18 protein-coding genes are annotated in these 19454 nt (G+C 65.1%); 11 read left to right on the top strand and 7 right to left on the bottom strand.

The genetic code is table 11. The features are described 5' to 3' along the window. Positions 1–26: 26 nt before the first annotated feature. Entirely contained in the window at positions 27–722 is a 696-nt protein-coding gene (locus U1708_RS13510) for a glutathione binding-like protein (RefSeq protein WP_332746367.1), read from the bottom strand. 421 nt (positions 723–1143) lie between these two features. Between U1708_RS13510 and U1708_RS13505 the strand changes: the two genes are divergently transcribed. After that, positions 1144–2478: a spinster family MFS transporter gene (locus U1708_RS13505; protein ID WP_332746366.1), complete on the top strand. Its 1335-nt coding sequence runs from the start codon at positions 1144–1146 to the stop codon at positions 2476–2478. Positions 2479–2867: 389 nt separating this feature from the next. Here U1708_RS13505 and U1708_RS13500 read toward each other — a convergent pair whose 3' ends face one another. Beyond that, entirely contained in the window at positions 2868–4112 is a 1245-nt protein-coding gene (locus U1708_RS13500; RefSeq protein WP_332746365.1) for a TetR/AcrR family transcriptional regulator, read from the bottom strand. Between the two features lie 156 nt (positions 4113–4268). On the opposite strand from U1708_RS13500, the gene U1708_RS13495 reads away from it, so the two are divergent. The 6 genes from U1708_RS13495 to U1708_RS13470 all read left to right on the top strand — a co-directional run bounded on the left by U1708_RS13495 (position 4269) and on the right by U1708_RS13470 (position 10241). After that, complete coding sequence (locus U1708_RS13495; RefSeq protein WP_332746364.1) at positions 4269–5552, top strand: acyl-CoA dehydrogenase family protein; 1284 nt, start codon at positions 4269–4271, stop codon at positions 5550–5552. Between the two features lie 125 nt (positions 5553–5677). Further along, complete coding sequence (locus tag U1708_RS13490; protein WP_332746363.1) at positions 5678–6760, top strand: Zn-dependent alcohol dehydrogenase; 1083 nt, start codon at positions 5678–5680, stop codon at positions 6758–6760. Then, complete coding sequence (locus U1708_RS13485; RefSeq protein ID WP_332746362.1) at positions 6757–7821, top strand: phosphotransferase family protein; 1065 nt, start codon at positions 6757–6759, stop codon at positions 7819–7821. The genes U1708_RS13490 and U1708_RS13485 overlap by 4 nt, the downstream gene beginning before the upstream one ends. Positions 7822–7946: 125 nt before the next feature. After that, positions 7947–8711 carry an SDR family oxidoreductase gene (locus U1708_RS13480; RefSeq protein WP_332746361.1) on the top strand — a complete coding sequence of 255 codons (765 nt, stop codon included), beginning with the start codon at positions 7947–7949 and terminating at the stop codon, positions 8709–8711. A gap of 15 nt (positions 8712–8726) precedes the next feature. Next, positions 8727–9524 (top strand): SDR family NAD(P)-dependent oxidoreductase, encoded by a 798-nt coding sequence (locus U1708_RS13475; RefSeq protein ID WP_332746360.1) that lies wholly within the window; start codon positions 8727–8729, stop codon positions 9522–9524. Positions 9525–9626: 102 nt separating this feature from the next. Next, a complete protein-coding gene (locus U1708_RS13470) occupies positions 9627–10241 on the top strand; it encodes a superoxide dismutase (RefSeq protein ID WP_332746359.1) in 615 nt (204 codons plus the stop codon). Between the two features lie 130 nt (positions 10242–10371). Here U1708_RS13470 and U1708_RS13465 read toward each other — a convergent pair whose 3' ends face one another. The 4 genes from U1708_RS13465 to U1708_RS13450 form a co-directional block, all read right to left on the bottom strand. Then, positions 10372–10998 carry a septation protein A gene (locus tag U1708_RS13465; protein ID WP_332746422.1) on the bottom strand — a complete coding sequence of 209 codons (627 nt, stop codon included), beginning with the start codon at positions 10996–10998 and terminating at the stop codon, positions 10372–10374. A 111-nt stretch (positions 10999–11109) separates the two neighbouring features. Further along, entirely contained in the window at positions 11110–12045 is a 936-nt protein-coding gene (gene ftsY, locus U1708_RS13460; protein WP_132740487.1) for a signal recognition particle-docking protein FtsY, read from the bottom strand. Continuing rightward, positions 12042–13289, bottom strand: a complete 1248-nt coding sequence (gene mtaB / locus U1708_RS13455; protein ID WP_332746358.1) for a tRNA (N(6)-L-threonylcarbamoyladenosine(37)-C(2))-methylthiotransferase MtaB — start codon at positions 13287–13289, stop codon at positions 12042–12044. The genes ftsY and mtaB overlap by 4 nt, the downstream gene beginning before the upstream one ends. Positions 13290–13596: 307 nt before the next feature. Further along, positions 13597–15222, bottom strand: coding sequence for a putative bifunctional diguanylate cyclase/phosphodiesterase (locus U1708_RS13450; protein ID WP_332746357.1), 1626 nt, complete (start codon positions 15220–15222; stop codon positions 13597–13599). A gap of 332 nt (positions 15223–15554) precedes the next feature. Here U1708_RS13450 and ffh point away from each other — a divergent pair, with 332 nt between their 5' ends. The 4 genes from ffh to rimM all read left to right on the top strand — a co-directional run bounded on the left by ffh (position 15555) and on the right by rimM (position 18454). Beyond that, positions 15555–17096 carry a signal recognition particle protein gene (gene ffh, locus U1708_RS13445; protein WP_332746356.1) on the top strand — a complete coding sequence of 514 codons (1542 nt, stop codon included), beginning with the start codon at positions 15555–15557 and terminating at the stop codon, positions 17094–17096. Between the two features lie 67 nt (positions 17097–17163). Beyond that, positions 17164–17610: a 30S ribosomal protein S16 gene (rpsP, locus tag U1708_RS13440; RefSeq protein WP_107961785.1), complete on the top strand. Its 447-nt coding sequence runs from the start codon at positions 17164–17166 to the stop codon at positions 17608–17610. 132 nt (positions 17611–17742) lie between these two features. Next, positions 17743–17967 carry a hypothetical protein gene (locus U1708_RS13435; protein ID WP_332746355.1) on the top strand — a complete coding sequence of 75 codons (225 nt, stop codon included), beginning with the start codon at positions 17743–17745 and terminating at the stop codon, positions 17965–17967. A 25-nt stretch (positions 17968–17992) separates the two neighbouring features. Continuing rightward, on the top strand, positions 17993–18454 hold the full coding sequence (gene rimM / locus U1708_RS13430; RefSeq protein WP_332746354.1) for a ribosome maturation factor RimM: 462 nt from the start codon (positions 17993–17995) through the stop codon (positions 18452–18454). On the opposite strand, the gene U1708_RS13425 is transcribed toward rimM, so the two are convergent. Further along, positions 18455–19360, bottom strand: a complete 906-nt coding sequence (locus tag U1708_RS13425; RefSeq protein ID WP_332746353.1) for an NAD(P)/FAD-dependent oxidoreductase — start codon at positions 19358–19360, stop codon at positions 18455–18457. Between the last annotated feature and the right edge of the window lie 94 nt (positions 19361–19454).

The following is a 19454-nucleotide window of genomic DNA, read 5'->3' as shown; positions in this document are numbered from 1 at the left end:
AACGGAGGGGGCGATTTACCGCGCCCTTATCGAGCAGCTGCGGTCTGCCCGAACAGCATCTTCTTAGCCTCGTCGGTCATCGGCACGCTGGTGTCATGCACCGCCTTGCCCTTCTTATACGCAGCGATCGTCGCCGGCCGCGCCGCGATCGTTTCGAACCAGCGCTTCAAATTCGGGAAATCCTCCAGCCGCTGGCCCTGTGCCTCGTACGGCACGATCCAGGGATAGGCTGCCATGTCCGCGATCGAATAGTCGCCCGCGAGGAAGTCCCGCCCTTCGAGCCGGCGATCGAGCACGCCGTACAACCGGTTGGTTTCCTTCACGTACCGGTCGATCGCGTACGGAATCTTCTCGGGCGCATAGCGGTTAAAATGGTGGTTCTGCCCGAGCATCGGGCCAAGCCCGCCCATCTGCCACATCAGCCACTGCGTCACGTCCGTCCGGCCGCGCAAATCGCGACCACCAAACCTCCCGGTCTTTTCCGCCAGATACAGGAGGATCGCGCCCGATTCGAAGACCGAGATCGGCTCGCCGCCATCGGTGGGTGCGTGATCGACGATCGCGGGCATCCGGTTGTTCGGCGCGATCTTCAGGAATTCGGGAGCGAACTGTTCGCCCTTACCGATGTTGATGGGCTTGATCGTGTAGTCCAACCCGGCTTCTTCCAGGAACAGCGTGATCTTGTGGCCGTTCGGCGTGGGCCAGTAAAACAGGTCGATCATCGGAATGCTCCAGCGATTGCGTCGCTTCGCAAATGGGGCAGGGGGCCGTCGACCACAAGCAACGCGCAGAGCCAAGGATTCTTGCTTGAGGGAAACCAGTAAGGAAAAGTCGCTTTGCAACAGCGCGAATCTATGCGAGGGGAGCCGCATACCCGGTATTCAGATTGCCCGGACGCTCCGCTCCCTCGACGATGTGGAGACGAGCCCGGCCACGACGTTGGAGAGGGGATAAGGCGGAAGAGCGACCCGAATGAGGACGCATCTTCCGCCGTCCTTCTCGTGAAACCCGCGGCTACCTGCAAAATCCAATACTTTGCTTCTTAGCGCTAATTCAGCTTGTCGCGCTTGGGCGCTCGGTTTGTCGCAAGTCGGCGCGAAGCTCAGCTTTAGCTTGTCTGGTACGCCTCGATTGCCTTAGCGTATGGTCTGTTTCGACTTCGAGGTATTGCCGATGGCCGTCGCGTATCAGTCCCATCCCGAGATCGCCGATGCCTTGGCGATGAAGCGACGGGGTCTGACGCTCGCGCTGCTCACCTTCACCTATTTCTTCAGCTACATGGACCGTCAGATCCTCGCGATCCTGCTCGAACGGATCAAGGCTGATCTGCTGTTGACCGATACGCAGCTCGGGCTGCTCTCCGGACTCGTGTTTGCGATCTTCTACGCGACGCTCGGCATTCCGGTCGCGCGGCTGGCGGATCGGACCAGCCGCCGCAACATCATCGCCGCCAGCCTGACGATCTGGAGTGCGATGACCGCGCTGTGCGGGCTCGCGCAGAACTTCACGCAGCTGATGCTCTTCCGGATAGGCGTCGGCATCGGCGAGGCGGGGTCGAGCCCGCCCAGCCACTCGATCATTGCCGACCTGTATCCGCCCGAGAAGCGTGCGAGTGCGATGGCGGTGTATTCGCTCGGCGTCGTGCTCGGCGCTGGGTTCGGTACGCTGATCGGCGGCGTTGTCGCGCACTCGTACGGCTGGCGGATCGCGATGATGACGGTGGGGCTGCCGGGAATCGCGTTGGCGGTTCTCGTCCGCCTGTTCATGGTTGAGCCTCGCCGCGGCCTGTCCGATGCCGCCCGCGCGACCGAGGTGAAGCCGATGCCGAGCGTCGCGCAAGGCTTCGCATCGATGTGGGCGAGCGCGCCGGCGCGGCATCTGGTCGTCGGCGTCACGCTCACCTCGATGATCGGCTATGCGCTGACCGGCTGGGGACCGAGCTACATGCAGCGCTCGCTCGGCGTGTCGATGCTCGATATCTCGCGCTATGTCGCGTTGCCGGGGGCGTTGTTCGGCGCGGTCTCGGCGCTTGCGGGCGGCAAGATCGCGGACGTGCTGGCGAAGCGCCACGGCCTGCATGTGCAGGCTTGGGTCGTGCTGGGGATGAAGGGGCTATCGCTGCCGTTCGCGCTCGCCTTCTACCTGATCGACGCGCCGGGGATCGCGATCGGCAGCTATTTCGTCTCGCTGATCTTCGCCAATTCTTATCTCGGGCCGAGCTTCGCGCTGATCCAGCATCTCGCGCCGCTGCAGATCCGCGCGATGTGGGCGGCGATCACGCTGCTGGTGATCAACCTGGTCGGGCTCGGGCTCGGGCCGACGCTGGTGGGGTGGCTGAGCGATCTGTTGAAGCCGGGATTCGGCGAGGATTCGTTGCGCTATGCGCTGGTGATCATCGTGCTGATGACGCCGTGGGCGCTGTTCCATTATTGGCGCGCGGGGGTTCTGCTGAAGCGGGACGAAGATTTGGTCAGGTAACGTACGCCTTCCTCCGTCATCCTGACGAAAGTCAGGACCCAAAGTCACGAACGCCGCCCCTTGCAATCCTGGGTCCTGACTTTCGTTAGGATGACGGGGTGGGGGAGGGGTTGACGATCACCACGTGGCCGCGGGATGATTGACGAGGTGCGGTTTAGCCAGGCTATCCGTTAGGCCCATCTTCCATCATCTATGCCAGCGCCGTCGCCCGATCGTCGAACACCGCATCGTCCAGAAGCCGGACGCGTCGACCTCGATGATACCCGTCGCAAGATCGGTCGGGATGGTCTGCGTGCGGCCTCCGTGGATGCCGGGAACCAGCCGTCCGCGGTTAACGCGGCGTAACCAACCGTTCCGGCCGCGAACGTCGACCAGTCCTGGCAGAACGGTCAGGCCTTCGCCATCCGATCGTCGAACAGGCCGTACATCAGCGTCGAAGCATACATCGCGATCGCCCGTTCGCGCGGCATCGTCGACGCCCACTTCCGCATGTCGAACGCCGCATTCTGGAGCGCCATCAACGCCTGCGCCGCGATCAGCGCATCGACCGCGCGGATCGAGCCTTCGCCGATCCCGTCCATCATCATGCCCGCATAGCGCCGCGCGATGCCGTTCGAGCGATCGACCATCGCATTGCGCACGCCGACCGGCAGGCCGCTCAGCGCCGTGGTACGCAGCAACGGCCCACGCTCGGCGAACTGCACGTCGAGCAAGGTCGCGACGGTGCTCGACAGCTTGTGCCAGTAGCTCCCGCCCTCGGCCTCGCCGCGGCTCTGCGCATCGGCGATCGTGTCGAAGCTGCGCCGGTAGCAGGCTATGACGAGATCGTCCTTCGCATCGAGATGGTGGTAGAAGCTGCCCTTGGTGACGTTCAGTTCGGATGCGATCTTCTGCACAGATGCGCCGCGATAGCCGAGTTCGTTGATCAGGCGCGTCGCCGCCAGCAGGAACGCCTCGCGCCCCGGCTCGGCCTCGTCGTGGCTCAAGTCGAGCAGGGTAGGCGACCATCTGGTGTCCTTCCCCGCGATGCCGTGCGCGAACACGTCCATCAGGCGTTCCTCGACGCGACCATATTGATCGGGCTCGTAGCGGGTGAGCCAGATCGGCAGCCAGAACGTGTTCTCCAGCAGCACATGCGCGCGTGCGCCGTTGAGATCGGTCTGAGCGCGGGAGGACGTCGGCCCCCACAACAGGCGCGTCCGGCGGAACACCTCGCGCCAGCCCGCCATCAGCCGGCCGCGCATCGGCTCCTCGGTCGCACGCAGATCGGAGAGGACCGCGAACGCCTTCTCCTCGCCGCGCTGAATCCGCCCGAGCCGGTCCATGTTGAGCGCGAGATAACGCCGCACGCGGTCCTCTGGCGTCGCTTCTTCCGCCGCTACGTCGAGCATCGCGATCAGGGATTCGAGCGTGTTCTCGAACGCGGCGGCGGCAAGGTCTTCCTTGCGCTTGAAATAATAGGTAACGCTGGTCGTATTGAGCCCGACGCGCCGCGCCACGTCCGCGAACGTCATGCCCTTGGCACTCTGTTCGTTGATCGCTTCTGCCGCCGCGGCGAGGATCGCGTCACGCTTCGCACGGAAGCGCTTGGTCCCCTGTTCGCTCTCGTCGCTGGCCTCTGCCGGAACCTTCATCGAAACACCCTAACAGCTTCGATTTGAAGATACAGTGCTTTTTAGGCGGTTTCAGGGCGGACTTGAAAACATGCTTTCCGGGGCCCTCCACACGCTTTACCGAATACGCGGTATGGTCTAACCCGCCACAAAAGCGATGACGAACGGAGAGCCCGCATGGATTTTACGCTGAGCGAACGAGAGACGTATTTCCGGGATCGGGTCCGCGATTTCATCGACCAGAATATTCGCCCGCGACAGGCCGATTACGACCAGCAGGCGCATGAGGGCGAGCGCTGGAAGGTGATTCCGGTAATCGAGGAGATGAAGGAGAAGGCCAAGGCCGCCGGCCTCTGGAATTTCTTCATGCCGCCGCATTCGGGCCAGACGCACGTCGACGATTCGTTCGAGTTCGAAGGCACGCAGCTCACCAATCTCGAATATGCGTTATGCGCGGAGGAGATGGGCAAGGTCGGTTGGGCGAGCGAGTGTTTCAACTGTTCGGCGCCCGATACTGGCAATATGGAGGTGTTTCACCGCTATGGCACGCGCGACCAGAAGGACCGGTGGCTCGGCCCGCTGATGCGTGGCGAGATCCGCTCGGCGTTCCTGATGACCGAACCCGCGGTGGCGTCGTCGGATGCGACCAACATCGAAACGTCGATGGTGCGCCATGGCGATCACTACGTCATCAATGGTACGAAATGGTGGTCGTCGGGCGTGGGCGATCCGCGCTGCAAGATCGCTATCGTGATGGGCAAGACGAGCTTCGAGGGTTCGCGGCACCAGCAGCAGAGCCAGATCCTCGTGCCGATGGATACGCCCGGTGTGACGATCAAGCGGATGCTGTCGGTGTACGGCTATGACCATGCGCCGCACGGGCATGGTGAGGTCGTGCTGGAGAATGTCCGCGTGCCGGTCGAGAACGTGCTGCTCGGCGAGGGGCGTGGGTTCGAGATTGCGCAGGGGCGGCTGGGGCCGGGGCGTATCCATCACTGCATGCGGACCATCGGCGTGGCGGAGACCGCGATCGAGGCGATGGCGCGGCGGTTGCTCGACCGTGTCGCGTTCGGCAAGCGGATCGCCGACTTCTCGGTGTGGGAGGAGCGCATTGCGACGGCGCGCATCGACATCGAGATGACGCGATTGCTGTGCCTCAAGGCGGCGGACATGATGGACAAGGCCGGCAACAAGTCCGCGCAGATCGAGATTTCGATGATCAAGGTCGCTGCTCCCAATATGGCGCTGCGCATCCTCGACGACGCAATCCAGGCGCATGGCGGCGGCGGTGTTTCGGGCGACTTCCGGCTCGCGCATGACTGGGCGGCGATGCGGACTCTCCGGTTCGCGGATGGTCCGGACGAGGTCCACAACCGCTCGATCGCGCGCAACGAGTTCGGGAAATATGGCGACTTCCGCAAGGGTGGCGTGTCCAGCGGGGACGTCGGTGTGAGCCGGTAACCCCATCCCCCGTTCGTCCTGAGCGAAGTCGAAGGACCGGCTGGCTTGGGGCAATGTCCTTCGACTGCGCTCAGGACGAACGGAATTTTGATTGTGCGTCCGCCATTTTCGGAGCCTGACTAAACATGAAAGCCGCAGTCCTTTTCGAAGCCAACACCCCGCTCAGCATCGAGGATGTGACCGTCTCGAAGCCGATGGCGCACGAGGTGCTGATCCGCACGATGGCGGTCGGCGTGTGCCGCTCCGATCTGCATTTCGTCGACGGCGCCTATCCGCATGCGATGCCGACGATCCCGGGGCACGAGGCTTGCGGCGTAGTCGAGGCAGTCGGCGACGAAGTACGCGGGGTGAAGGTCGGCGACCATGTCGTGACCTGTCTCTCGGCCTTCTGCGGCCAGTGCGAGTTCTGCGTCACCGGGCGGATGTCGCTGTGCATCGACGCCAGCGTGCGCCGTCCCAAGGGCGCCGCACCGCGGCTCGTGCTCGGCGACCGGCCGATCGCGCAGATGCTGAACCTCAGCGCCTATGCCGAGATGATGCTGGTCCACGAACACGCGTGTGTGGCAATCGACCGCGACATGCCGATGGACCGCGCGGCGTTGCTCGGCTGCGCGATTACGACCGGGGCGGGGGCGGTGTTCAATACCACCGACGTGACGCCGGGCGAGACGGTCTGCGTGGTCGGCTGTGGCGGAATCGGCCTCGCGGCGGTCAACGCGGCCAAGATCGCCGGCGCAGGGAAGATCATCGCGCTCGATCCGGTGCCCGAGAAGCGCGCGATGGCGGAGAAGCTCGGCGCGACGCACAGTATCGATGCGCTGTCCGACACCGCCGCCGACGAGGTTGTCGCGATCACCAAGGGCGGCGTGCATCACGCGATCGAGGCGGTCGGGCGCGCGCAATCGGCCGCCACTGCGGTGAAGGTGCTGCGACGGGGCGGCACAGCGACGATCCTCGGGATGATGCCGCTCGGCGAGAAGGTCGGGCTTTCGGCGATGGACCTGCTGTCGGGCAAGCGGTTGCAGGGCGGTTTCATGGGCTCGAACCGCTTCCCGGTCGACATCCCGCGGCTGGTCGATTTCTACATGCGCGGGCTGCTCGATCTCGACACTATCATCGCCGACCGGATGCCGCTGGAGCGGATCAACGACGCGTTCGACGAGCTTCGTCGCGGTGACACCACCCGCAGTGTGATCACGTTCGCATGAGCGACGCATCGACAAGCATGGTCGGCACGATCGAAGTCGGCGAGCGCGACAAGCTCGACCTCGAAAAGCTCGGCGCGTGGATGACCGCCAATGTACCGGGCTATACGGGGCCGCTGACGTACGCGAAGTTCGCCGGCGGGCAGTCGAACCCGACCTACCGCCTCGATACGCTGGCCCGCGCCTACGTCCTGCGCCGGAAACCATTCGGCCCGATCCTGCCGAGCGCGCATGCCGTCGACCGCGAATACCGCGTGATCGCGGGGCTGCATCCGACCGGCTTCCCGGTCCCACGGCCCTATGGTCTCTGCGAAGACGCGGCCGTGATCGGTTCGGCCTTCTACGTCATGGAGATGGTCGAGGGCCGGACGATCTGGGACGGCGCGATGCCCGGCGCGACCCCGCCCGAGCGGACTGCACATTACGAGGCGATGGTCGACACGCTCGCCGCGCTCCACAACACCGATTATGCGGCGGCGGGGCTCGGCGACTACGGCAAGCCCGGCAATTATTTCGAGCGCCAGGTCGGCCGATGGACCAAGCAATACCGTGCCGCCGAGACCGAGCGGATGGAGTCGGTCGAGCGGCTGATCGAATGGTTGCCAAGAACGCTCCCCGAGCAGACGCGTACCTCGATCGTCCACGGCGACTACCGCATCGACAACATGATTTTCGCGCCGTCTGAGCCGAAAGTCACCGCTGTTCTCGACTGGGAATTGTCGACTCTCGGCGATCCGCTCGCCGACTTCTCGTATCTGCTGATGAGCTGGGTGACCGAACCCGAAGGGCGCTCGGGCGTGCTCGGCATGACCGGGCCGGAAACGGGGATCCCGACGATCGAGCAGGTCGTCGAGCGCTATTGCGCTGCGACCGGCCGCGATGGGGTGCCCGATCTAAACTGGTATTTCGCCTACAATCTCTTCCGGCTGACCGGCATCGTCCAGGGCATCAAGAAGCGCATCGTCGACGGCACCGCGTCGAGCGCGCAAGCGGAGAAGACGGTGGCGAAGATCCACGGGCTGGCGGATGCGGCCTGGGGGTTCGCGGTGAGGGCGGGGGCTTAGTTCATCCCCCTCCCGCGTGCGGGAGGGGCTAGGGGTGGGCTCGCGCTCACCATAACCGATACCGTTTGTGGCTGGCCGGGTGCCCACCCCCGGCCCCTCCCGCATGCGGGAGGGGAGAAGCAGGAATGTCGCAGTTCGATCTTACGGGACACGTCGCCATCGTCACCGGATCGTCGCGCGGGATCGGCCTCGCATCCGCGCGCGAACTCGCCGGGCACGGTGCTAAGCTTGTGATCTCCAGCCGCAAGCAGGACGCCTGCGATGCCGTCGCCGCGGAGCTCAACGCCAAGCACGGCGACGGTACCGCGATCGCCATCGCCGCGAGCATCTCCGACAAGGCAGCGCTGCAACACCTCGTCGACGAGACGCGCGCCCGGTTCGGCCGGATCGACGTCCTCGTCTGCAACGCCGCTTCGAACCCCTATTACGGACCGCAGGCCGGCATCGCCGACGACCAGTTCCGCAAGATTCTCGACAACAACATCGTCTCCAATCACTGGCTGATCCAGATGGTCGCGCCCGAGATGCTGGAGCGCCGCAGCGGCAGCATAATCATCATCTCGTCGATCGGCGGCCTGCGCGGCTCGCCCGTCATCGGCGCCTACTGCATCAGCAAGGCCGCCGACATGCAGCTCGCGCGCAACCTCGCGGTCGAGTTCGGGCCGTCCAACGTCCGCGTGAACTGCATCGCGCCCGGCCTGATCAAGACCGACTTCGCACGCGCGCTCTGGGAGGACCCGGACCGGATCGAGGCCGCGAACACGCGCGTTCCGCTCCGCCGGATCGGCGAGCCTGAGGAGATCGCCGGCGCGGTCGTCTTCCTCGCCTCGCAGGCCAGCGCGTTCATGACCGGCCAGACGATGGTCATCGACGGCGGTGTCACGATCTAACCGGAAGGGAACCCCATGCGTTTCGAGAACAAGTCGATCATCGTCACCGGCGCAGGTTCCGGCATAGGCCGCGCCGCCGCGCTCCTGTTCGCGAGCGAAGGAGGCAAGGTCATCGTCGCCGACAAGACCGAAGGCGCGGACGAAACCGCCCACCTGATCGCGCAAGCCGGCGGCACGGCCAAGGCGATCCGCATCGACGCTGGCCTCGAAGAGGACGTGATCCGTACGGTCGTGCTCGCGTGCGACAGCTTCGGCGGGGTCGACGTGATGTTCGCCAATGCGGGTATCTCGGGCGGCATGGCGAACCTGTTCGATACCGACGTCGCGCTCATCACCGAAGTACTCCGCGTCAACCTGATCGGCCCGTTCCTCGCGACGAAGCACGCCGCCCCGCGCATCGCCGAACGCGGCAAGGGGGCCATCGTCCTTACCGCTAGCGTCGCCGGCATCCGCTCCGGCGCGGGCTCGCCCGCCTATTCCGCGTCCAAGGCCGGCGTCATCAACCTCGCCGCCGTCTCCGCGCAGCAACTCACCGGCTCCAATGTCCGCGTCAATGCGATCTGCCCCGGCCTGACCGAAACCGGGATGACCAAGCCCGTCTTCGACTACGCGCGCGAGGCGAACAAGATGGACCGCGTCGGCCGCCTCAACCCGCTCCACCGCGGCGCACAGCCCGAGGAACTGGCGAAGGTGGCACTGTTCCTCGCCTCCGACGACGCGAGCTACGTCAACGGCCAGGCGATCGCGGTCGATGGGGGGCTCTCGTCGAGCCACCCGGTGACACGGCAGGAATACGGCAAGACCGCCGCCTGACGGACTGGCTCGACGACGACGGGCACGCTTGCGTAACGAGTTTCTGGGGACCATTTGGAGCGCGCGGGCGTTTCACGTCCGACCCCATAAAGGAGAAACCCCATGGCTTTCGAACTCCCACCGCTGCCTTACGCCTATGATGCGCTCGAGCCGGTGATCGATCAGGAAACGATGAAGTTTCATCACGACAAGCATCACGCGGCGTACACGGCGAAGCTGAACGAGGGTGTCGAGAAGGATTCGGCGCTGCAAGGCAAGTCGATCGAGGACATCCTCGGCATGATCTCGTCGCAGCCGCCGCTGGTCCGCAACAATGGTGGTGGCTTCTGGAACCACGACTTCTTCTGGAAGACGATGGCGGCTAAGAGCGGCCAAGCACCGTCAGGTAAGCTCGCCGAGGCGATCGATCGCGACTTCGGTAGCCTCGACAAGCTGAAGGAAGAGTTCAACACCAAGGGTGCTGGGCAGTTCGGCTCGGGCTGGGCATGGCTTATCGCGGATGCGAGCGGCAAGCTGAAGGTGACGAGCACGCCGAACCAGGACAATCCGCTGATGGATGACGCCAAGGAGCCGGGTACGCCTCTGCTCGGTAACGACGTGTGGGAGCATGCCTATTACCTGACGTACAAGAATGATCGTCCGGGCTATTTGAAGGCTTGGTGGGACATCGTGAACTGGGACGTCGTAGGCGAGCGCTACGCGAAGGTCGCGGGCTGAGGCGCATTCCCCTCCCGCTCGCGGGAAGGGCTAGGGGAGGGCGCGACGTACGTACTGGCGTCCGCTCTGTTTGGTCAGGCCCTCCCCCAACCCTTCCCGCAGGCGGGAGGGGAGCAGAGCAGAGCAGAGATTACCCTTCGGGCGGCAGGTCGGTCACGGCTTTGTCGCCCGTTTGCAATCCATGCTTCAGCAGCATCGGGATGTTGGCGAATGCAAACAGCAACGTCAGCGGGATCGAGCCCCACAGCTTGAAGCCGACCCAGAAATCCCAGGTCGTGTTGCGCCACACCGCTTCGTTCAGCACCGCCATGAAGACGAAGAACACCGCCCAATTGCGCGTCAGCTTGCGCCAGCCATCGGCGGACAGGCCGGGATAGGCGGTGCCGAGCAGCGACTGGAGGAGCGGTCGCCCGGTGACGAGCCCGAAGGTCAGGATTGCGGCGAACATCGCGTAGATGATCGTCGGCTTCATCTGGATGAAGCGCTGGTCGTGGAAGTAGATCGTCAGCCCGCCGAACACGACGATCAGCGCGCCCGACAGCCACAGCATCGGCGAGATATGGCCGGTTTTAACCTTCGACACGATCATCGCCGCGACCGTGGCGATGATGAACGCGGTGGTGGCGGCGACGACGCGGACGATCGGCAGGCCGGGCGTGAGGAAATTCACCGCGAAGAAGATCGCGAGTGGGCCATAGTCGATGGCCATGCGGAGGCCGGGGGATAAGGGGGGCTTGGTGGGGGTCACGAGATCAATCCAGAATACCGTTCGTCCTGAGATTAGTCGAAGGACATGCCACAAACGGGCCGGTCCTTCGACTACGCTCAGGACGAACGGAAAAAGAGGGTCGGGGCGAATGGAGTAGCGTTACTTCCGAACGCTCTCGACGCCCGCGATGATCCGGCTGACCTCGTTAGCATCGAACGGCCGCAGGTCAGTCATGCCCTCGCCGATCCCGATCGCGTGGATCGGGAGGCCGTATTTCTCCGCCGCCGCAACGAGCACGCCACCGCGCGCGGTACCGTCGAGCTTGGTCATCACGAGCCCGGTGACGCCCGCGACTTCCTTGAAGACCTCGATCTGCTGGAGTGCGTTCTGGCCGGTGGTCGCATCGAGCACGAGGACGATGTCGTGCGGGCTCTCCGGGTTGATGCGACCGAGGACGCGGCGGATCTTCGCCAGTTCGTCCATCAGTTCGCGCTTGTTCTGCAAGCGCCCGGCGGTGTCGACGATCAGCACGTCGATGCCGGTCTCGGTCGCCTTCTTGACCGCGTCCCACACCACGCCTGCCGCGTCGCCGCCCTCGGGGCCGGTCACGATCGGCACGCCGACGCGCTCGGCCCAGGTGCGGAGCTGGCCGATCGCAGCCGCGCGGAAGGTATCGCCCGCCGCCAGCATCACGCCGTAATCCTGCTCCATCAGCAGATGCGCGAGCTTGGCGATGGTGGTGGTCTTGCCCGAGCCGTTGACGCCGATGACGAGGATCACCTGCGGGCGCGGGAAGGCGTCGATCTCGATCGGCTTGGCGACGGTGGCGAGGACCTTCTCGACCTCTTCCGCGACGATCACGCGGATGCCGAGCTCCTCCATGTTGCGCTCGAAGCTGCCCTCGGCGAGGCGGTGGCGGATGCGGCCGGCGGTCTCGGGGCCGAGATCGGAGGCGATCAGCGCTTCCTCGATGTCGTCGAGCGTCGCGTTGTCGAGCCGCGCGCCGCCGAGGCCGGCGAGGTTGCCGACGAGCCGGTCGGAGGTGCGCTTGAAGCCGCCGATCAGCTTGTCGTGCCAGGTTGGGGTGGTGCTCATAATGGTTCTCGTGTTGCGCTAAGGCGGTCGGACGTGGCGCCGGTGATCGTGATGCGGACGATGTCGCCGGGTATCGCAGGTTCGTCCAGTACGACTTCTGCGAAATTGCCGATATGGCCGCGGTCGCCGGGGCGTTCGACGAGTACGTCCTGCGAGGTGCCGACCACCGTTTGGAGCCAGTTCACTCGCGCCGTTTCACCGGCTTGGCGGAGCAGGGCGGCGCGTTGGCGGCGGACTTCGGGTTCGACTTGCGGCATCCGCGCGGCAGGGGTGCCGGCGCGCGGCGAATAGGGGAAGATGTGCGGGTGGACGATGTGGCAGTCGTCGATCAGCGCAAGCGTGTTGGCGAACATCGCCGCGTCCTCGGTCGGGAAGCCGGCGATCAGGTCTGCGCCGATCGCGATGTCGGGGCGGGCGGCTTTGAGGCGTTCGACGAGGGCGACGCTTTCGGCGCGCGAGTGGCGGCGCTTCATGCGCTTGAGGATCATGTCGTCGCCGGCCTGGAGCGAGAGGTGGACGTGCGGCATGATGCGCGCTTCGCCCGTGAGCAGCGCGAAGAGGCGGTCGTCGATCTCGATGCCATCGAGCGATGACAGGCGCAGGCGTTCCAGCTTTGGCACATGATTCAGGATGCGCTCGACGAGCTGGCCTAGCGTTGGCGTACCGGGAAGGTCGGGACCGTAACTGGTGAGGTCGACGCCGGTGAGGACGATCTCCCTGTGGCCTGAATCGACCAGGCCGGCGATCCGGTCGACGACCGCGCCGGCGGGGACCGAGCGGCTCGGGCCTCGGCCGAACGGGATCGCGCAGAAGGTGCAGCGATGGTCGCACCCGTTCTGGACCTCGACGAACGCCCGCGCGTGGGCGGAGAAGCTGGCGGCGAGATGCGGTGCGGTCTCGCGGATTTGCATGATGTCGGAGACGACAACCGGGGCCTCGGTCTGCCACGCTTGTGCGGTCAGCTTGTCCGCGTTGCCGATGACGCGGTCGACTTCGGGCATGGCGGCGAAGCTGGCGGGGTCGATCTGCGCGGCGCATCCGGTGACGACGATCTGGGCCTCGGGGCGGTCGCGCCTGGCCCGGCGGATGGCAACCCGTGTGGCTTTCACGGCGGCGTTGGTGACGGCGCAGCTGTTGACCACGACCATGTCCCGCCCGGCGACGAGCGCGCGGATGGTCTCGCTTTCGGCAATGTTGAGGCGGCAGCCGAGGCTGATGACCTCTGGCTGCGGGGCAGATGGCATAGCGCGCGATTTAGGAGGGGCGGGGGGGGAAGTCCACGCTTTGCGGTTTTATGGTCTGTGGGAAATGCCCGGCTGTCCACCGCCGTTCTCCTGCGAACGCAGGAGCCCAGGGGATCAAACGGAGCGCTGCTTGGTCCTGGGCTCCCGCCTTCGCGGGAGAACAGATTGAGGAGCGGTCCTTCACCCAACACCACCCCGGCGGAGGCCGGGGCCCAGTTGGGAGACGATGATGGTGAAGGACGGTCCGCGGTTACTGCGACCTTTCCAATTGGGCCCCGGCATCGGCCGGGGTGGCGTTTGGTGGGTCTTAGCTCGCCAATCGAGGCGCAATCCCTCGCGGTGGCGGCGCGTCGCGGTCGGGGCGCTGTGCCAGCAGTCGCTTTTCCGCCAGCAAGCGCCGGACCTGTGCCGTGCCGAGCGGTCGCCCGTACAGATATCCCTGGCCCTTCGTGCATCCGATCGCACGCAGACGCTCCTCGATTGCGGCGTCCTCGATTCCCTCTGCGGTCGTGGGCAGGTTGAGGCTGTCCCCCAGCCGCACGATCGTATTCACGATCGCCATGCTCTCCGGATTGTCGAGGATCGACGAGACGAAGCTCTTGTCGATCTTGATCCGGTCAAACGGCAGTGCCCTCAGATGCGCCAAGCTCGAATAGCCGGTGCCAAAGTCGTCAAGGGCGATGCGTATGCCTTGGTTCTTCAGGCTGCCGACGATCGACTGCGCGAGCGGGAGGTTGTCGAGCAGCGCACTCTCGGTAATCTCGATTTCAAGCCGGCTGGCGGGGAAGCCCGTCTCGACTAGCGTCTTGATGATCTTCTGTGCGAGCCACGCGTCGCGCAGTTGCAGCGGCGAGACATTGACCGACAGGCTGAGTGCCGCGTCCCAGTCGCGCGCGGCGGCGAATGCCTGGCGCATGATCGACAGCGAGAGCTCTCCGATCAGCCCGGTTTCCTCCGCGATCGGGATGAACACGTCGGGCGCGATCGTGCCGCGCGTCGGGTGTTCCCAGCGCGCCAGCACCTCGAAGCCGGTGATGAGGCCGGTGGTCAGGTCGACCTGCTGCTCGAAATACGGAACGACCTCCTGCGCCGGGATGGCACTGCGGAGACCTGCTTCGAGTTCGCCGCGCAGTTGCAGTGATTGCTCCATCGACGTGTCGAACCACGCGTGACGGCTGCGTCCGGCGGTCTTGGCAGCGTGGAGCGCGATGTCGGCGTTACGCAGCAGTGCGTCGATCGAGGGGCAATCGCGATCGGACAGGGCGATGCCAATCGAGACGCTGGTGTGGATGTCGACGCCGTTGGTGCGGAACGGCGATGCAAGGCCTGCGACCATGCGCTCGGCGATCCGGTCGGCGACGTTCTTGCGCGGAGAGTCGAAGACGAAGGTGCAGGCGAATTCATCGGCTCCCAGGCGCGCGAGCAGGCTGGTGCCGGGCGCGATCGCCGCGATCGTCTCCGCGACGTGAGCGAGCAACAGGTCGCCGACTGCATAGCCGTGCAGATCGTTGACGCTCTTGAAGTGATCGATGTCGATCGTCAGCATGGCCATCACCTTGCCGCGACGGCGGGCGCTGGAGAACAGCGTCGCCCCGTCTTCGGAAAGGCTGCGGCGATTGAGGAAGCCGGTGAGCGGATCACGCTGCGCAAGCGCGTGGGCATGGCGGCCGGCGTCGGTCAGGTCGCTCAACTCTTCCGATAACGCCCGGTATCGGAACCAGCCGAACAGGATCAGTGCCGCGTTCAATAGCAGCGCCGCGATCAAGGCGCGATCGATCACCGCATCGCTACCGTGCCACTGTGCCAGCGCCTTGACGATAGCGGTGCCCGCGGTGCCGACGAACAGAAGCAGTGCGGCGCCCGTGACGGCACCGGTCATGAATTCCCGACTGATGTTGCGGAGCGAACGCGTCGCTACCGACTTCACGGTCATGGGGTTGGCCTGTTCGGTCTTCTGATTGGCCTGCAGTGTGCCACGCGACCCGTGTAAGATATCTTAAGAAGCCGTGTAAGCGAGACGGGGCGAGGCGCAGGTGCGATTGGTTGCAGAGTACCGGGTACGGTATATGGCCAAGCAGCGATGAGTGGGTGCCGCCTGATCGTCCGATCCTCGACCCATCTTGCATCCGCCGCGGCGTTCCAGTAGGTGGCCCATCACGTTCCGTTACGGAGCGCATATGACGAGCATCCAAGGATGCACGCTGGCCGGCGAGGTTTCGCCCGCCGGCGCTTTTGCGTTTGGTGACGGTGATAGGGAGTATTTCGATGTTCGAAAGCCTGAGCGATCGACTTGGCGGCGTCTTCGACCGCCTTCGCGGCCGGGGTGCGCTGACCGAAGCGGACGTGCGTTCGGCGATGCGCGAGGTGCGCGTCGCGTTGCTCGAAGCCGACGTCGCGCTGCCCGTGGCGCGCGAGTTCGTCGACAAGGCGACCGAGAAGGCGATCGGCCAGAACGTCCTGCGCTCGGTCACGCCGGGTCAGCAGGTCGTCAAGATCGTCAGCGATGCGCTGGTCGAGATGCTTGGTTCCGAGGCTTCCGAGCTCGAGCTGGGCGTCACCCCGCCGGCCGTGATCATGATGGTCGGCCTCCAGGGTTCGGGCAAGACGACCACCACCGCCAAGATCGCCAAGCGGCTGGCGGCCGGGCAGGCCAATTTCGGACAGGGCGCTCGCGAGCGCAAGAAGGTGCTGATGGCGTCGCTCGACGTCAATCGCCCGAACGCGCAGGAGCAGCTGGCGACACTCGGCACGCAGATCGACGTCGCGACGCTGCCGATCGTGCAGGGCCAGCAGCCCGTCGATATCGCGCGCCGCGCGATGCAGGCGGCCAAGCTCCAGGGCTATGACGTCCTGATGCTCGACACAGCCGGCCGACTCCATGTCGACCAGGCGTTGATGGACGAGATGAAGGCGGTTGCCGACGTCGCGAACCCGGCCGAGATCCTGCTGGTCGTCGATTCGCTGACCGGTCAGGACGCAGTCAACGTCGCGCAGAACTTCAGCGATCAGGTGCCGCTGACGGGCATCGTGCTGACCCGCATGGACGGCGATGCTCGTGGCGGCGCGGCGCTGTCGATGCGCGCGGTCACCGGCAAGCCGATCAAGTTTGCAGGGACCGGCGAGAAGCTCGACGCGCTCGAGGCGTTCCATCCCGAGCGCGTCGCCGGCCGCATCCTCGGCATGGGCGACGTCGTCAGCCTGGTCGAGCGCGCCGCGGAGTCTATCCAGCAGGAAGACGCCGAGCGGATGGCCGCCAAGATGGCCAAGGGTCAGTTCGACATGAACGACCTGCGTGCCCAGTTGGCGCAGATGCAGCGGATGGGCGGACTCGGCGCGCTGGCGGGTATGATCCCCGGCATGAAGAAGGCGCAGGGGGCGGTCGCGTCGGTCGGTGGCGAAAAGGTGCTGGTGCACATGGACGCGATGATCGGATCGATGACGATCAAGGAGCGCAACAAGCCCGAACTGATCAACGCCAAGCGCAAGATCCGTATCGCCAAGGGCTCCGGCACCACGGTGCAGGAGGTCAACAAGCTGCTCAAGATGCACCTCGAAATGTCGACCGCCATGAAGAAGATCAAGAAGATGGGCGGCATGAAGGGCATGATGGCGATGCTCGGCAAGGGCGGCATGGGTGGCGGTCTCGGTGGCATCGGCAATGCGATTGGCGGGCCGCAGATGGGCGACATGCTCAACAAGGCTGGCGCTGGTGGCCTGCCGGGCGGTGGCGGCGGTCTGCCGGGGCTTGGTGGCCCCAAGATGCCGCAGATGCCTGCCGGTTTCGACGATTTTCTGAAGAAGAAATAATCTCTTATCCAACCACGACACCTCGGCTCGCGCTGGGGAACCTATCTAGAAAACGAAGGAAAATATCATGGCAATCAACATTCGCCTCGCGCGCGGTGGCTCCAAGAAGCGTCCCTATTACAAGATCGTCGTTGCCGATGCGCGTAGCCCGCGTGATGGCCGCTTCATCGAAAAGATCGGCAACTACAACCCGCTCCTCGCCAAGGACAACGAGCAGCGCGTGCAGCTCGACGCCGACCGCGCGAAGCATTGGCTGAGCGTCGGCGCGCAGCCGACCGACCGCGTTGCGCGCTTCCTCGATCAGGCTGGCGTGCTCGAGCGTTCGGCGCGCAACAACCCGAACAAGGGCAAGCCCGGCGAGAAGGCCACCGAGCGCGCTGAAGAGCGTGCGACCAAGGCGGCTGAAGCTGCAGAGGCCGAAGCAGCTGCAAAGGCTGCACCTGCTACGGGTAGCAACGAAGAGACCGAGCAGGTCGTCGCTGCCGAAGTCGAAGACGCTACGAGCGCTTCGTAAGATTTGGGGCGGTCGGGAAACCTCGGCCGCCCTTGTTTTGTCATTTCTCCAACCCCGTCATCCCAGTGAAAGCTGGGATCCAGAGCCAGGGACGGCAGCGTTCGTGACCCTGGATCCTGGGTCGAGCCCAGGATGACGGATTGGGTAGTGGACGCGCTCCGCACCCGATCGGCCGTTCGTGCGTTCTTCATCGGTAACCCCGAACAGGAGCGCATGATGGCCCCCGAATCCGACCCCCGCACAGCCCCCGCACCCGAGGACATCGAAGATGCCACCAACCAAGGCGTCTCCGCCGACGACCCCGCCGAAGGCTCCGACGACACCCCCGGCCGCGACCCCGGTTCTGCCGAAGGCTGAGAAGGCGGCTCCGCGCAAGGATGAGGTGACGCTTGCCGTCGTCATCGGTGCGCATGGCATCGGTGGCGAAGTACGGCTGAAGGTCTTCGCCGAGAATTTTGGAAGCTATAAGAGCTTCAATGATGGCGCGCTGTCGCTGAAGTCTGCGCGCAGCGGCAACAACGGCATGATCGCACGGTTCGCCGAGGTGGCCGACCGCAATGCCGCTGAGGCAATGCGTGGGACCGAACTGACCGTGCCGCGGGCTTCGCTGCCGCCGCTTGAAGAGGGCGAGTATTATCATACCGACCTGATCGGACTCGATGTCGTTTCGACCGACGGGGAGGCGATCGGGCGTGTCGTGGCGATCGACAATTTCGGTGCCGGCGATGTCATCGAGATCGAGCGGCCGACCGCCAAGCGTTTCATGGTGCCGATGCGGGTCGAGGCGGTGCCCGAGTGGGATGCCGAGCGGCTCGTGGTCGAGGCCTCCTTCGCCGCCGAATAGTCATCGCCGCAGCGGCCGTTGCTCGGCAAGCATGTTGCGGATCGTGGTGGCGGCGACGCCGGCTTCGCCCATTGCGTGGCTGATCTGGTCTAGCCCCTTCACGACGTCGCCAGCCGCGAACAGGCCGGGGATCGAGGTGCGCTGGTGCGAGTCGACCTCCAGGCACCCGTCCTCGGACGCGCTCGCGCCGGCGGCGACGGCGAGTTCCGAGCGGATCACCGAGCCTAGCGCGGGATAGACGCTGTCGAACGCCATCCGCCCTTCGACCGTATCGAGCGCGAGCTTGCCCTCCTCGATCGCGTAGTTGCCGCAGGGGCCGCCGACGCGGACGATGCCGGCTTCGTCTAGGGCAGCCTCGCATTTCGGATCGAGATCGTGGCCACCCTTGGGAGCGATGAGCGTCACGTCCTTTGTGTAGCCGCGGAGGAACAGGGCCTCGCGCATGCCGTGGTCGCCGGTGCCGATGACGCCGACGCGCTTGTCGGTGACTTCGTAGCCGTCGCAGATCGGGCAGTAGCGGAACAGTCCCGCCTCCAACGCCTCGTCATGAACGGCATCGGGGATGTCCGGGCGGTTGTTGACGACCCCGGTGGCGAGCAGGACGCTCCGCGCGCGGGCCCGCCGATCGCCGAGCCGCACGGTGAAGCCGTCCTCGTCGACCTCGATCGCATCGACCCGGACACCCTCACGCACCGCACCATATTTCTCCGCTTGCGCGAGCATCGACGCGAGCAGATCGGTGCCGCGGATACCTTTGGGATAGCCGGCGTGGTTGTGCGTGCAGGGGATCAGCGCTGCGCGGCTGCTGCCGCAATCGAACAGCCGGATCGAGAGGTGGAACCGGGCGAGATAGATGGCCGCGGTCAGCCCGGCCGGGCCGGCGCCGATGATGATGCAATCGTCCATTCGCCGCGAGCGTTTCGCCAGCGTAATTGTTCCACTGCGCCGATCCGTATAGGTGCTGGGCGCATTCGGCGCCGCACGATGGCGCAAACGCATA

Source organism: Sphingomonas arabinosi (assembly GCF_036663715.1).
Classification (GTDB): domain Bacteria; phylum Pseudomonadota; class Alphaproteobacteria; order Sphingomonadales; family Sphingomonadaceae; genus Sphingomonas.
The sequence above is the reverse complement of the archived record's forward strand: the minus strand, read 5'-3'. Positions and strand labels throughout refer to the sequence as shown.